Source organism: Microbacterium sp. ABRD28, assembly GCF_003850245.1.
Lineage (GTDB): Bacteria > Actinomycetota > Actinomycetes > Actinomycetales > Microbacteriaceae > Microbacterium.
Genome location: NZ_CP031015.1, coordinates 1,506,774 through 1,519,929, shown reverse-complemented (window position 1 = coordinate 1,519,929; position 13,156 = coordinate 1,506,774). Strand labels below are relative to the sequence as shown.

The 13,156-nt window shown below is 71.5% G+C and carries 14 protein-coding genes; 11 read left to right on the top strand and 3 right to left on the bottom strand.

Annotated elements, in window-relative coordinates; all coding sequences use genetic code 11:
- Window positions 1-87 precede the first annotated feature (87 nt).
- From DT073_RS07340 to DT073_RS07325, 4 genes are all read left to right on the top strand, one after another.
- On the top strand, window positions 88-2,094 hold the full coding sequence (locus DT073_RS07340) for a TPM domain-containing protein (protein WP_124292798.1): 2,007 nt from the start codon (window positions 88-90) through the stop codon (window positions 2,092-2,094).
- A 91-nt stretch (window positions 2,095-2,185) separates the two neighbouring features.
- A complete protein-coding gene (locus tag DT073_RS07335; RefSeq protein ID WP_124294407.1) occupies window positions 2,186-2,938 on the top strand; it encodes a PspA/IM30 family protein in 753 nt (250 codons plus the stop codon).
- A gap of 65 nt (window positions 2,939-3,003) precedes the next feature.
- A complete protein-coding gene (locus DT073_RS07330; protein WP_205783055.1) occupies window positions 3,004-3,816 on the top strand; it encodes an arginase family protein in 813 nt (270 codons plus the stop codon).
- Window positions 3,813-4,229: a Fe-S oxidoreductase gene (locus tag DT073_RS07325; RefSeq protein WP_124292797.1), complete on the top strand. Its 417-nt coding sequence runs from the start codon at window positions 3,813-3,815 to the stop codon at window positions 4,227-4,229. Before DT073_RS07330 ends, DT073_RS07325 begins: the two co-directional genes overlap by 4 nt.
- Here the strand turns inward: DT073_RS07325 and DT073_RS07320 are convergent.
- The 3 genes from DT073_RS07320 to DT073_RS07310 are packed head-to-tail and all read right to left on the bottom strand — an operon-like array spanning window position 4,213 to window position 5,972.
- A complete protein-coding gene (locus DT073_RS07320; protein ID WP_124292796.1) occupies window positions 4,213-4,689 on the bottom strand; it encodes an SIP domain-containing protein in 477 nt (158 codons plus the stop codon). The genes DT073_RS07325 and DT073_RS07320 overlap by 17 nt on opposite strands.
- A gap of 33 nt (window positions 4,690-4,722) precedes the next feature.
- A complete protein-coding gene (locus DT073_RS07315) occupies window positions 4,723-5,490 on the bottom strand; it encodes a tyrosine-protein phosphatase (protein WP_124292795.1) in 768 nt (255 codons plus the stop codon).
- Entirely contained in the window at window positions 5,487-5,972 is a 486-nt protein-coding gene (locus tag DT073_RS07310) for a carboxymuconolactone decarboxylase family protein (protein WP_124292794.1), read from the bottom strand. Before DT073_RS07310 ends, DT073_RS07315 begins: the two co-directional genes overlap by 4 nt.
- Window positions 5,973-6,023: 51 nt before the next feature.
- On the opposite strand from DT073_RS07310, the gene DT073_RS07305 reads away from it, so the two are divergent.
- The 7 genes from DT073_RS07305 to DT073_RS07275 all read left to right on the top strand — a co-directional run bounded on the left by DT073_RS07305 (window position 6,024) and on the right by DT073_RS07275 (window position 13,122).
- Window positions 6,024-6,986 (top strand): alpha/beta fold hydrolase, encoded by a 963-nt coding sequence (locus DT073_RS07305; RefSeq protein WP_124292793.1) that lies wholly within the window; start codon window positions 6,024-6,026, stop codon window positions 6,984-6,986.
- A 133-nt stretch (window positions 6,987-7,119) separates the two neighbouring features.
- Window positions 7,120-8,628, top strand: coding sequence for an ABC transporter substrate-binding protein (locus DT073_RS07300; RefSeq protein ID WP_124292792.1), 1,509 nt, complete (start codon window positions 7,120-7,122; stop codon window positions 8,626-8,628).
- Complete coding sequence (locus tag DT073_RS07295) at window positions 8,625-9,575, top strand: ABC transporter permease (protein WP_124292791.1); 951 nt, start codon at window positions 8,625-8,627, stop codon at window positions 9,573-9,575. Before DT073_RS07300 ends, DT073_RS07295 begins: the two co-directional genes overlap by 4 nt.
- The gene (locus tag DT073_RS07290; RefSeq protein ID WP_124292790.1) at window positions 9,572-10,450 is read left to right on the top strand and encodes an ABC transporter permease; all 879 of its coding nucleotides are present in this window, start codon (window positions 9,572-9,574) and stop codon (window positions 10,448-10,450) included. The genes DT073_RS07295 and DT073_RS07290 overlap by 4 nt, the downstream gene beginning before the upstream one ends.
- On the top strand, window positions 10,447-11,238 hold the full coding sequence (locus tag DT073_RS07285) for an ABC transporter ATP-binding protein (protein ID WP_124292789.1): 792 nt from the start codon (window positions 10,447-10,449) through the stop codon (window positions 11,236-11,238). Before DT073_RS07290 ends, DT073_RS07285 begins: the two co-directional genes overlap by 4 nt.
- Before the next feature lie 11 nt (window positions 11,239-11,249).
- Window positions 11,250-12,035 (top strand): ABC transporter ATP-binding protein, encoded by a 786-nt coding sequence (locus DT073_RS07280; protein WP_502697162.1) that lies wholly within the window; start codon window positions 11,250-11,252, stop codon window positions 12,033-12,035.
- Between the two features lie 34 nt (window positions 12,036-12,069).
- Entirely contained in the window at window positions 12,070-13,122 is a 1,053-nt protein-coding gene (locus tag DT073_RS07275) for a M4 family metallopeptidase (RefSeq protein ID WP_124292787.1), read from the top strand.
- Window positions 13,123-13,156: the final 34 nt, after the last annotated feature.

The window sequence follows — 13,156 nt, the reverse complement described above, 5'->3', positions numbered from 1 at the left end:
GCAGCGACCCGCGACTCGGGCGAGCCTGGACGTTTCCCTACCGCGTGGTCAGCCCCCCTGCATAGACTCACGGTGGGAGGCTGATCCATGCGTGCGCGATGGGCGGCGGCGGTCACGGCGGCGCTGACGATGATCCTCGTGGCGGGCGGACCCGCCGCCTCGGCGACCGACCCGGTGGAGCTGGGCGCCGGGTACGTGGTCGACGAGTCCGACGTGCTCGACCAGGCTGAGGAGTCGGCCGTCCAGGACCAGCTCGCCGCGCTGTACGACCAGACCGGCATCGATCTCTACGCGGTCTTCGTCTCGGAGTTCACCAACCCCGACGACAGTCAGCAGTGGGCCGACGAGGTGGCTTCGCGCAACGGCCTCGGCATCGACCAGTACGTGCTCGCGGTCTCGACCGACGGGCGGGAGTACTACATCTCGGCCGACAGTGCGGGCCCGGTGTCGGCCGACGAGCTGACCGCCATCGAAGGAGAGATCCGCCCCTTCCTCCGCGACGGAGACTGGGTGGGTGCCGTGACCACGACGGTCGACGGTTTCGAGTCCGCCACCACCTCCGGTGCCGGAGCGGGGTGGATCTTCGTTCTTGTTCTGGTGGGTGTCGCCGCGGTCGTCGTCATCTGGCTCCTCGTGCGACGCCGCCGCCGCGCCGTCGGTGCCGCCGCCGGCGCGCACCCCGCGTCGGCCGAGGCTCCGCAGATGCCCCTGGCCGACCTCGAACGACAGGCCGCCTCGGCCCTGGTCGACACCGACGACGCCGTCCGCACCAGCGAGCAGGAGCTCGGCTTCGCCCGCGCGCAGTTCGGCGACGACGCCACCGCCGATTTCGTCGCCGCCCTCGACACGGCCAAGGCGCAGCTCGCCGAGGCCTTCACGCTCAAGCAGCGCCTCGACGACGAGATCGCCGACACCGACGCGGATCGCCGCGAGTGGAACGAGCGCATCCTCCAGCTCTGCCAGGCCGCCAACGCCGGGCTCGACGAGAAGGCCGCCGACTTCGATGCGCTGCGCGAGCTCGAGCGCACCGCCCCCGAGGCCCTCACCCGTGTCGCTGCCGAGCGAGAGCATGCGATCGCCCGGCTCGGCGCCGCCGAAGAGCGGATGACGCAGCTGCGCGCGACCTACCGCGACACCGCCCTCAGCGCCGTCGCCGACAACGTCGAACAGGCGCGTCAGCGTCTCGGGTTCGCCGAGCAGCAGTTGACCGAGGCACGGACCGCTCTGGACGGCGGCGACGGCGGCGAGGCCGCTGTCGGCATCCGTGCTGCTGAAGAGGCCGTCGACCAGGCCGAGGTGCTTCAGAACGCGGTGGAGAAGCTGGCCGCCGATCTGCGAAACGCCGAGAAGGCGGCATCCGATCTCATCGCCGAGCTCGAGCGCGAGACGGCCGCGTCGGGGGCACTCCCCGACCCCGACGGCCAGGTCGCCGCGGCCGTCGCGGCCACGCGGCAGGTCACCGGGCTCGCACGCGACGAATTGTCGGCGAGCCCCCGTGACCCGCTCGCGACGCTGCACCGGCTGCAAGCCGCCGATCAGCAGCTGGATGCGCTGGTGGCGGGCATCCGCGACGCCCAGGCCGAGCAGCGCCGGCTGACCGAGGCGCTCGCCCGCACCCTCACCGGCGCCCGCGCCCGGGTCGCCGCGGCAGAGGACTACATCATGACGCGGCGCGGGGCGGTGGGCGCGAACGCCCGTACCCGCCTCGCCGAGGCCGGCGCCGCCGCCGTCCGCGCCGAGCACCTCCAGACCTCCGATCCGCGCGCCGCACTGGCCGAGGCCGAGCGCGCCCAGGCGCTCGCCGACGAGGCCCTGGCCACGGCCCAGCGCGATGTCGGCGCCTTCGACGGCGGCGGATACAACAGCGACGGCATGTTCGGCGGGGGCCGAGCCGGAGGCGCCGGCAGCGACATCCTCGGGGCGATCCTCGGCGGCATCGTCGTCAACTCCCTGCGCGGCGGAGGGGGCGGTTCATCGTGGGGCTCCGGCGGGTCCGCCTCGTTCGGCGGGCGCCGTTCGGGCGGCGGCGGACTCCGCACCGGTAGCTTCGGAGGCGGAGGAACGCGCGGGCGCCGCGGAGGTGGCCGCTTCTGATCCGCCGCCCACGTCCGGACCCACCACCGACACTCGCATCGTTCGACCCAGAGCTCCGGCTCACCCCACGTACCGACAGGAAGGAAACATGATGGCCAAGCAGTCCATCTTCGGTCGCATCTCCACGCTCGTCCGAGCGAACATCAACGCCCTCATCGACCAGGCCGAGGATCCGCAGAAGATGCTCGACCAGCTGGTGCGCGACTACACCAACTCCATCGCCGACGCCGAGTCGGCGATCGCCGAGACGATCGGCAACCTGCGCCTGCTCGAGCGCGACCACCAGGAGGACGTGCAGGCGGCTGCCGAGTGGGGCAACAAGGCGCTCGCGGCCAGCCGCAAGGCCGACGAGCTGCGCGCCCAGGGCAACACCGTCGACGCCGACAAGTTCGACAACCTCGCCAAGATCGCCCTGCAGCGCCAGATCAGCGAAGAGAACGAGGCGCGGGCGATCGCCCCCACCATCGCCACCCAGACCGAGGTCGTCGACAAGCTCAAGGACGGCCTCAACGGCATGAAGCAGAAGCTCGAGCAGCTGAAGTCCAAGCGCTCCGAGCTGCTGTCGCGCGCGAAGGTCGCCGAGGCCCAGACCAAGGTGCACGACGCGGTCCGCTCCATCGACGTGCTCGACCCCACCAGCGAGCTCGGCCGGTTCGAGGACAAGGTCCGCCGCCAGGAGGCCCTGGCCCAGGGCAAGCAGGAACTGGCCGCCTCGAGCCTGGACGCGCAGTTCAACGCGCTGGAGGATGTCGGTGAGCTCACCGAGGTCGAGGCGCGCCTGGCCGCACTGAAGACCGGGGGCCCGACGCCCCAGGCGCTGCCGGCCAGCCCCGACGCGGTCTGATCGCATCGACGGGGGTGGGCGCACGATCGCCCACCCCCGTCGCCGTTCTCACGGAAGGAGCCGACGTGGCACGCTTCATCGTCGTCCCGCAATGGCAGGGGTCATCGTCATCGCGGGCGATGCGTCTCATCGACGGGGCGCTGGCGATCGCCGGCGATCTCCCCCGCACTGCGACCACGATCCTCGAGGTCCCCACCGAAGCCGGCGAGGACCTCGGCTCGGGGGTGCGTCGCTTCAGCTCGCTTACCCGCATCGCCGAACTGGTCACGCGCGCGGTCGCCGACGGTGACGGGCCGGCGGTGGTGGTCGGGGGCGACTGCGGGGTGGCGCTCCCCTCTCTCGCGGCGCTCGACACCTCCGACGTGACCGTCCTCTGGCTCGACGCCCACGCCGATCTGCAGACGCCGGCGACCTCGCCGAGCGGCGCCTTCCACGGAATGGTCGTGCGAGCCCTCCTCGGCGACGCCCCGGCGGGGCTCGCCTTGGATTTCCCGCTTCCCGCCTCACGTGTTCTGCTGGCGGGGACCCGCGAATTCGATGCCGAGGAGGAGGACTTCGCCCCGGCATCCGGGATCACCCTCCTCGGCCCCGACGCCCTCGCCGACCCCGAGGCCGTCGCCGAGGCGGTCGCCGCAACAGGGGCGAGCCGCGTGTACATCCACGTCGACCTCGACGTGCTCGATCCCGGGCTGATCAGCGGCGTGAGTCATCCGGTGCCCTTCGGAGCCACGGTGGAGCAGGTCGTCGGCACGATCCGCGCCGTTCGAGCCCGCCTTCCGCTTGCGGGAGCGACGCTCACCGAGTTCTCCCCGACCGAACCCGAAGTGGCCGTCGACGATCTCGGCACGATCCTGCGCATTGTCGGGGCGCTGGCGTGAGCGACGACCCCGACCGGTTCATCCCGTCCCTGCTTCTCGACTCGCCGTTCAGCTATCTCGGGTACCTCTACGGGTGCGCCCTCGGCCGCGTGTGGGGCGCGCTGTGGAGCACGGGCAGGGTCGAGCGCCGGGGCGGGCTGCTCGTCTTCCGCGGCATGCCGAACTGGACCTTCGCGCGAGGCGGAGTGTGCGTCGGCGACTGCTTCCTCACCGGCACGGGCACCGTCGACGACCGGCTCCTCCGACACGAGGCGGTGCACAAGCGCCAGTGGCGCCGGTACGGGTTCCTCATGCCCGTGCTGTATCTGCTGGCGGGGCGTGATCCGCTGCGCAACCGCTTCGAGGTCCAGGCGGGCCTGGAGGACGGCCGCTATCTCCCCCGCCGGCCCGAGCGCGTCAGCGCGCGGAGCTGAGACCGTAGCGAGCCGGGGTGTGGATGTGCGAGGGGTCGATCTCGCGCACCCCGGTGAGGTGTTCGACGATGTCGACGGTCCCGAGGTAGCCGCCGAGAAGATGGATGCGCGTGGCGTCGCCGTCGTCGCAGAGCATCTCGTCGGCCCACGCGATCACCGCGCGAGACAGGGCCTCGCCCGAGGTGCAGCCACGACCCGTGCCGGGTGCGCCGCTGCGGCGCGAGCGGTCGAGCCAGGTGAGCACCATCCTCGGCGGAACGGCGATGTCGCGGCGCGCGGCGTCGTCGGGGATCTCGATGAACACCCGTCCGGTCGAGCACAGCGGGAGGGTCGCCAGGAGCGTCTCGAGCTCGACGAGCGACGCTTCGTCGGCGGCGATCACGTGCTGCACGCGCGTGTGCCGCGATGAGCGGCAGGCAGCGGTGTTGTGCTCGGTGGGCGACGGGGCGATCTTCGACATGGCCCTTTCACTATACCGCCGAGGAAGGGTTGCCTAACCTGAGTCGTTCGATGCGAGGTCTTTCTCGGAGGCGCCCCTCGCCTCCTCCACGAGAACCTCGCGGAGCCGCCGTACCTCGTCCTCGCCGAGCCCGTGCGCGACGAGGAAGCCGGCCACCGACCCGTATCGCTCGTCGAGGTCGTCGAGGAACGCGCGCATCACCGGCGCCGGCGAGCGGGTGGCCAGTTCCTCCAGGTGAACGGCTTCGGGATGCCGCTGCTTCAGCCGCGCCACGATGTCGCGGTTGCGCCACTCGGGCAGCAGGCCCTCGGTGCGGGCGTAGTCGGCGATGATCGCCTCGCGGTCGACGCCCGCCGCGGCGAGCGCGATGGCGACGGTGACCCCCGTGCGATCCTTCCCCACCGTGCAGTGGACCAGGGCGGGGGGATCACCGAGGATGGCGCGGATCGCGGTCACGATCTGCTCACCCGATTCCTCGGCGAGCGAGCGGTACATGTCGGACAGGCTCATGTCCTGGGTGAAGAACGAGGTCACCGAGCCGAGGAAGAGCGGCACATGGGCCGTGGTGACCCCGAGCGAACCCACGCGGCTCGGGGCGTGGGCGACCTCGTCGTCGGCGCGGAGGTCGACGATGGTCCGGATGCCCAGGCGACCGAGCGCCGCCACACCGTCGTCGTGGAGCTGGGCGAGATTCCCCGACCGGAAGAGGACGCCGGATCGCGTCGTGCCGCGACCGGCCGGGAGCCCCCCGGTGTCGCGGAGGTTGACGCTGCCGGGGACGTGCGGGTCGTCCGAGGTCATCGCGAGGTCGCCGCGCTGGTCTCCCGCGACGCAACCGGGTACCGCCCGGCGATGGCGAGGCGGTTGAAGGCGTTGATGGAGATGAGGATCCAGCTGAGGGCGACGTACTCGGCCTCGCTGAGGACACCCCCGACACGGTCGTAGACGTCGTCGGGGATCCCGTCGTCGTGGATGAAGGTGAAGGCCTCGGCCAGCTCGAGCCCGGCCCGCTCGCGCTCGGAGAAGACGCCCGAGTCACGCCACGTGGCGATCTGCGCGACGACGTCGGCGTCGAGCCCCGCCTTCACCCCCTTCTCCACGTGCACGCGAACGCAGTAGGCGCAGCCGTTGAGCTGGGACACGTGGATCTGCACGATCTCCTTGAGGCGGTCATCGATGCCGGCCTCGGCCGCGATCGCCCCGACCTGCTTCGCCAGGCCCGCGAGCGAGCTGTAGGCGGGGGGAGCCGACTTCGCCAGGTGTACGCGCTGTTCCGCGGTCATGGCGTCAGCCTACCCGCGCGGCCGCGAGCGGGCCTGAGGCAGAATGGCCGCGTGACCGAACCCGCCGATGAGTTCTCATTCCTCCCCGCCCAGGCGGCCGACGCCGGTCTGCCGGGCCCGCTCCCCCACGGTGAGCGCCGTCGGATCGACCTTCCCGACGGTCGGGTCGTCAGCGGACTGCGGTGGTGGTTCGATTCCCCCGGTGACCGACCCGTGGTGACCTTCCTCCACGGTGCGGGGCTGAACGCCCACACCTGGGACACCACCGTCATCGCCCTCGGTCTTCCGGCCCTCGCGATCGACCTGCCCGGACACGGCGATTCGTCGTGGCGCGCCGACGCCGCCTATGTCGGACGGATGCTGGCACCCGACGTCGCCACGGCGATGACCGCCTGGACCGATCGTCCGCAGGTGCTGGTCGGACAGTCCCTCGGGGGTCTCACCGCCGCTGCCGTCGCCGCCGCTCGCCCCGACCTCGTCGAGCGCCTCGTCGTGATCGACATCACCCCGGGCCTCGATCCGAACGCCGGGGCCGCACAGATCCGCCGGTTCTTCGCCGGGCCCACGGATTGGGCCGACCGCGACGAGCTCGTCGAGAAGGCCATGGCATTCGGACTCGGCGGCGGTACGCGCGAGAAGGCGGCGCGGGGGGTGTACTTCAACTCGCGCATCCGCGCCGACGGGCGGGTGGAGTGGAAGCACCACTTCGCCCACATCGCGGCCGCCGCCTCCGACGGGGGCGACCGGCCCGCCACCGACGCCGACGCGGGCGCGGGGAGCGATGCCGTGGCTGCCGTGCTCGGTGAGGCGGGATGGGAAGACCTCGCCGCCGTCCGCGCTCCGCTCCAGCTGATCCGGGGCGAGCGTGGCTACGTCACCGACGCCGACGCCGAGGTCTTCCGCGAGCGTGTGCCCGCGGCATCCGTCCTCACTCTCGCCGGCGGCCACAATCTGCAGGAGGACGCCCCCGTCGCCCTGGCCGCCGAAGTCCGACGGGCCGCCGGGAAGGATTAACGCTTCTGTTGCGTTCCGGGTAGCGGGTTCGGCAGGGTTCCCGGCGGTTCCCTAGGCTGTATCCGCACCACGGCTCGCTCGGGCGAGCCTGCCGGCATCCCCCTCCCCCGGGTGCCGTCCCGAAAGGAATCACATGCTTCGCCGCACGGCCCTCGCCGCCACCGCACTCTTCGCCGCGTCCGCCCTCGTGCTCGCCGGATGCACCTCCACCGCCGACCCGGGTCCGACGGGCGCGACAGGCGAGCCGAACCCCGATGCCTCGGTCGCGATCCGCCTCGTGCTCGAGCCCGGCAACCTCGACATCCGCCAGACCACCGGCGCGGCCCTCGACCAGGTGCTCATCGACAACGTCTACCAGGGCCTGGTGTCGCGGACCACCGACCAGGAGATCGTCCCGGCGCTCGCCAGCGACTGGGAGGTCTCGGACGACGGCCTGACGTACACCTTCACCCTCGAGGAGGGCGTCACCTTCCACGACGGTCAGGAGCTGACCGCGCAGGATGTGGTGTGGTCGCTGCAGACCCGCAAGGACACCCCCGAGTGGGCCGATTCCGCCCGTCTGGCGAACGTGTCGTCGATCACCGCCGACGGGCAGACCGTCACTCTCACGCTCGCGCAGCCCGACTCGAGCCTGCTGTGGAACCTCACCGGCCGCGCCGGGATCATCCTCAAGGAGGGCGACACCGTCGACTACCAGACGGCGGCCAACGGCACCGGGCCGTTCGTCCTCGAGGAGTGGCAGCAGGGGGCGAGCATCACCCTCACCCGCAACGACGCCTACTGGGGCGACGCCGCGGGCGTCGGCGAAGTGGTCTTCCAGTACATCGCCGAGGACCAAGCCGCGGTGAACGCCGCGGCCGCGGGCGAAGTGGACGTGCTCACCGGGTTCGATCCGAACCTCACCGAGCAGATCGAGCAGAACGGCGACTGGACCGTCGTTCTCGGCACCGCCACCGACAAGAGCGTGCTGGCGATGAACAGCACGGCCGCACCCCTCGACGACCAGCGCGTTCGCCAGGCGATCCGTCAGGCGATCGATCACGACGCCATCGTCGAGGCGGTCGGTGCCGGCCAGACCCTGTACGGCCCCATCCCCGAGCCCGACCCCGGCTACGAGGACCTCAGCGACACGGCGCCGTACGATCCCGAGGCAGCGCGCGCGCTGCTGGAGGAAGCAGGGGTCGACGACCTCGAGCTGACCCTCACCATCCCCTCGTTCTACGGCACGACGATCCCGCAGATCTTGGTGTCGAACCTCAACGAGGTCGGCATCACCCTCGAGGTCGACGCGGTCGACTTCGGCGTGTGGGTCAACGACGTGTACACGAACAAGGACTACGAGCTCAGCTACGTCAACCACGCCGAGCCCCGCGACTTCGAGAACTGGGCGAACCCCGACTACTACTTCACCTACGACAACCCCGAAGTGCAAGATCTTTACGAGCAGTCGCTGCGTGCCACGGATGAGGCGGAGGCCGACGCCCTCCTCGCCGAGGCCGCGCGTATCGTCGCCGAGGATGCCGCCGCCGACTGGCTCTACAACTGGGCAGGGGTCAGTGCGGTGGCCACCGGGATCGACGGGATGCCGGCTGACAACGTCAACGCCCGCCTCGATCTCTCAGAGCTGACCAAGAGCGAGTGATCCGGTACGCGCTGACCCGGGGAGCCCTGCTACTGCTGGGGCTGTTCGTGGCCAGCGCGCTCATCTTCCTCACCCTGCGCGTCCTCCCCGGAGACGTCGCACAGCAGATCGCCGGCACGAACGGCACCCCCGAGCAGGTCGCCGCGATCCGGGAGAGCCTCGGGCTGAACGCACCGCTGTGGGCGCAGTACGTCGACTGGATCGGCGGGGTGTTCCGGGGCGATCTCGGCACGTCGCTCTACACGGGCCTGACGGTCACCGCCGAGCTCGCCGAGAAGGCCCGCGTGACGGTGCCCCTCGGCATCCTGTCCCTCCTCTTCGCCCTCGCCGTCAGCGTCCCGCTCGGCGTGCTCTCGGCCCTCCGCCGCGGACGCGCCGACGGCACCGCGCTGAGCGTCGGGGCCCAGGCCCTCGCCGCGGTGCCCGTGGTGTGGGCGGGGATGATGCTCGTCGTGGTCTTCGCGGTGTGGCTCGGCTGGCTCCCCGCCCAGGGCTTCCCCAGGGGTGGCTGGAGCCAGCCCGTCGACGCCCTCCGGGCCCTCATCCTCCCCGCGCTCACGATCGGCATCATCGAGGGGGCGATGCTGCTGCGGTTCGTGCGGAGCGCCACCCTCCAAGCGATCGGGCAGGACTACGTGCGCACCGCCGCAGCCAAGGGCCTCACCCGCAACGCCGCCCTGATCCGGCACGGGCTGCCGAACGTCGGTCTGTCGGTGATCTCGGTGCTGGGTCTCCAGGTGGCCGGCATCGTCGTCGGCGCCGTGATCATCGAGCAGCTGTTCAGCCTGCCCGGGATCGGACGGATGCTGGTGAATGACGTCGACGCCCGTGATCTGCCGATGGTGCAGGGCGAACTGCTGATCCTCACCGGTTTCGTGCTCCTCGTCGGCTTCCTCGTCGACCTCGTCCACCGCCTCCTCGACCCCCGGCAGCGGGAGGCCGCATGAGCGCCTTCCGACGACTCTGGGCGCTGTCGACCGGCCGCTTCGGTCTCATCGTCGTCGCCGTCATCCTCCTCACCGCCGCGGTGTCGCTCGTGTGGACGCCGTTCGACCCGCAACAGGTCGACATCCCGAACCGCTGGGCGCCGCCCGGGTGGCCGCACGTCCTCGGCACCGACGGCACCGGCCGTGACATCCTCAGCCTCCTCATCGCCGGGTCGCGGACGACGGTCGTCGTCGCGGTCGGCGCGGGCCTCGTGGCCACCGTGCTCGGGCTCGCCCTCGCCGCGCTCGGCGCCCTCACCCGCCGCTGGGTGCGGGAGACGGTGGCGGTGGCCGTCGACATCCTCATCGCCTTCCCGGTGCTCCTCATCGCGATGATGATCTCGGCCGTCTGGGGCGGGTCGCTCTGGGTCGTGATCTGGGCCGTGGGCATCGGCTTCGGGGTGAACATCGCCCGCGTCACGCGACCCGAGCTCCGGCGCGTGCTGCAGAGCGACTTCGTGCTCGCGGGCCGCGCCTCGGGCCTCACCCCCGCGCAGAACCTCGTCCGCCACCTGCTGCCGAACGTCGCGCCGGTGTTCATCGTGCAGCTGTCGTGGGGCATGGCCGTGGCCGTCCTCGCCGAGGCGGGTCTGTCGTACCTCGGCTTCGGCGCGCCCCCGACCGAGCCGTCGTGGGGGCTGCTGCTGGCGGAGCTTCAGCAATACCTCACCGTGTATCCCCTTTCGGTGCTGTGGCCGGGCCTCGCGATCACCCTCACGGTCCTCGGGCTGAACCTCCTCGGCGACGGCATCCGCGACGCCACCGACCCGACCCTCTCCCGCCGCGGCGGGTCGGCCCGCCGCGCGCGGACGCATGTGCCCGAGGTGGTCGCATGAGTCTGTCGGTGAGGGACCTCGTCGTCGAGATCAACGGCCGACGGGTCGTGGACGGCATCTCGTTCGAGGTGCCGAGCGGCGCGCGGGTGGGGCTCATCGGCGAGTCGGGGTCGGGGAAGTCGCTCACGGCACTGGCGATCCTCGGGCTCCTCCCCGACGGCGCGACGGCGTCGGGGAGCGTGCGCTGGAACGGCCGCGAGCTCATCGGTCTTCGCGAGCGCGAGCTCGCCGAACTCCGCGGCGACGAGATCGGCATCGTCTTCCAGGAACCGCGGACGGCGCTGAACCCGATCCGCACGGTCGGTCGGCAGATCGCCGAGGCGGTGCGCATCCACGAGAGGGCGACCCGCAAGGATGCCGCGGCACGGGCCGTCGCCGAGGCGGCGCGCGTCGCCCTGCCCGAGCCCGAACGCATCGTGGGGCGCTACCCGCACCAGCTCTCCGGCGGACAGCGCCAGCGGGTCGCGATTGCGATGGCCCTCGCCTGCCGGCCCCGCCTGCTCATCGCCGACGAACCCACCACCGCACTGGACGTCACGATCCAGGCCGAGATCCTCGAGCTTCTCCGCACCCTCGTCTCCGTTGACGGGATGTCGCTGATCTTCATCACCCACGATCTCGCCGTGCTGTCCCAGGTCGCCACCGACGCCGTGGTCCTCGAAGACGGACGGGTCGTGGAGGCGGGCCCGGTGGCCACGATCCTGCGCAACCCCGCGTCGCCCGTCACGCGCGGTCTCCTCCGCGACGCCACCGCCACGCTCTGGCGCCCCGAGGGGAGGACGCCGTGAGCGACACCCTGCTGAGCGCCCGGCGCCTCACTCGCCGTCACGCGCTGCCGAAGAAGACCCTGTTCGAGCGGCGCACGTACACGACCGCGCTCGAGGACGCCGACGTCGATGTCCGCGCGGGGAGTGCGCTGGGCATCATCGGCGAATCGGGGTCGGGCAAGTCCACTCTCGTGCGGATCCTCCTGGGGCTCGATGCCCCCACCTCGGGCACCGTCGAGGTCGATGGGCGCGCGGTCGACGCCACCTCATCCGCACGCTCGCTGCACTGGCTCCGGCGCCTGACCGGCGTGGTGTTCCAGGACCCCTATGCCTCGCTCGATCCGCGGATGAGCGTCGGGCGGATCGTCGGGGAACCCCTCTGGGCCCTCGGGATCGAGGGCGACCGGCGGGCGAGGGTGCGCGAAGTCCTCGAACAGGTCGGACTCGAGGCAGAGATGACCGAGCGCTTCCCGCACGAGTTCTCGGGCGGCCAGCGCCAGCGCATCGCCCTGGCCCGCGCGCTCGTGCATCGGCCGCGTCTGCTCATCGGCGATGAGCCGCTCTCGGCCCTCGACGTCACCGTTCGCGCGCAGATCCTCGCCCTGCTGGCCGACCTCCGCCGTCAGGAGGACCTCACGCTCGTGATGGTGTCGCACGACATCGGCGTCGTCCAGAGCATCTGCGACGAGGTGGTCGTGATGAAGGACGGCCGCATCGTCGAGGAGGGGCCCACCGAGAAGGTGCTGCAGCAACCGCAGGTGGCCTACACCCGGCGCCTCTTGGCGTCGGTGCCCCTGATCGATCCTCCGGCGACCTGACCCGGCGTCGGAGGTGAGCGTTAGCGTGGTCGCCATGCGCGCGATCATCCCTCCCTATCTCCTCGCCCGGATCGCCTCCGTGAACGAGCCGACCTTCGCCCACGCGGCCGCCGCGGCGCGCGCCACCCTGCAGGCCACCCCGCCGTACCGCATCACCCGGAGTCGGCTGCGCCTGTCCATCGGCGATGACGGCACGATCACCGCCGAGACCGCCCCCGCGCCCGACCGCACGATCTCCGATGCCGGCGGTCGCGAGGTGCTCCCCGGTCGCCGCGTGCGCGGCGAGGACGACCCCGCCACCGGTGACGCCGCCGTCGACGAGGCCTTCGACGGGCTCGGCATCACCTTCGACGCGTTCTGGGACGCCTTCGACCGCAACGGCATCGACGGTGACGGCGGCCAGCTGCTGGCGACCGTGCACTACGGCCGCGACTACGACAACGCCTTCTGGAACGGTGAGCGCATGGTCTTCGGCGACGGCGACGGCGAGGTGTTCACCGGCTTCACCGGCTCGCTCACCGTCATCGCCCACGAACTCGCGCACGGCGTCATCGAGGCCGCCGGCGGCCTCGAATACCAGGACCAGTCCGGCGCGCTGAACGAATCGCTCGCCGACGTGTTCGGCGTGCTCGTCGAGCAGCACCACCTCGACCAGACCGCCGAAGAGGCCAGCTGGCTCATCGGCGCGGGGATCTTCACCCCCGCGGTGCAGGGGCGGGCCCTGCGATCGCTCGCGGCGCCGGGAACCGCGTACGACGACGACATCCTCGGCCGCGACCCGCAGCCGGGGCACATGGACGACTACGTCGTGACCGCCGATGACAACGGCGGCGTCCACATCAACTCCGGCATCCCGAACCGGGCATTCCACCTGTGCGCCACCGCGCTCGGCGGTTACGCCTGGGAGCGCGCGGGGCGCGTGTGGTACCTCGCCCTGACGTCGGGCACTCTCTCCCCCACCGCGGACTTCTCCGAGTTCGCCGCCGCGACGGTGGCCACCGCCCAGTCGGAGTACGGTGGATCATCCGAAGAAGCAGCGGCCGTTCGCGCCGCCTGGGCGGGCGTCGGGGTCGATCTCGCCGGGTAGGCGCTTCGGCCCCGAGAGAGCATCGTGGACGGGG

Excerpts from the sequence above, each read along its gene's own strand:
- DT073_RS07315 (WP_124292795.1), bottom strand. The coding sequence starts at position 5,490 with ATGACCTCGGACGACCCGCACGTCCCCGGCAGCGTCAACCTCCGCGAC.
- DT073_RS07290 (WP_124292790.1), top strand. The coding sequence starts at position 9,572 with ATGAGCGCCTTCCGACGACTCTGGGCGCTGTCGACCGGCCGCTTCGGT.
- DT073_RS07275 (WP_124292787.1), top strand. The coding sequence starts at position 12,070 with ATGCGCGCGATCATCCCTCCCTATCTCCTCGCCCGGATCGCCTCCGTG.
- DT073_RS07335 (WP_124294407.1), top strand. The coding sequence starts at position 2,186 with ATGGCCAAGCAGTCCATCTTCGGTCGCATCTCCACGCTCGTCCGAGCG.
- DT073_RS07285 (WP_124292789.1), top strand. The coding sequence starts at position 10,447 with ATGAGTCTGTCGGTGAGGGACCTCGTCGTCGAGATCAACGGCCGACGG.
- DT073_RS07320 (WP_124292796.1), bottom strand. The coding sequence starts at position 4,689 with ATGTCGAAGATCGCCCCGTCGCCCACCGAGCACAACACCGCTGCCTGC.
- DT073_RS07340 (WP_124292798.1), top strand. The coding sequence starts at position 88 with ATGCGTGCGCGATGGGCGGCGGCGGTCACGGCGGCGCTGACGATGATC.
- DT073_RS07300 (WP_124292792.1), top strand. The coding sequence starts at position 7,120 with ATGCTTCGCCGCACGGCCCTCGCCGCCACCGCACTCTTCGCCGCGTCC.
- DT073_RS07310 (WP_124292794.1), bottom strand. The coding sequence starts at position 5,972 with ATGACCGCGGAACAGCGCGTACACCTGGCGAAGTCGGCTCCCCCCGCC.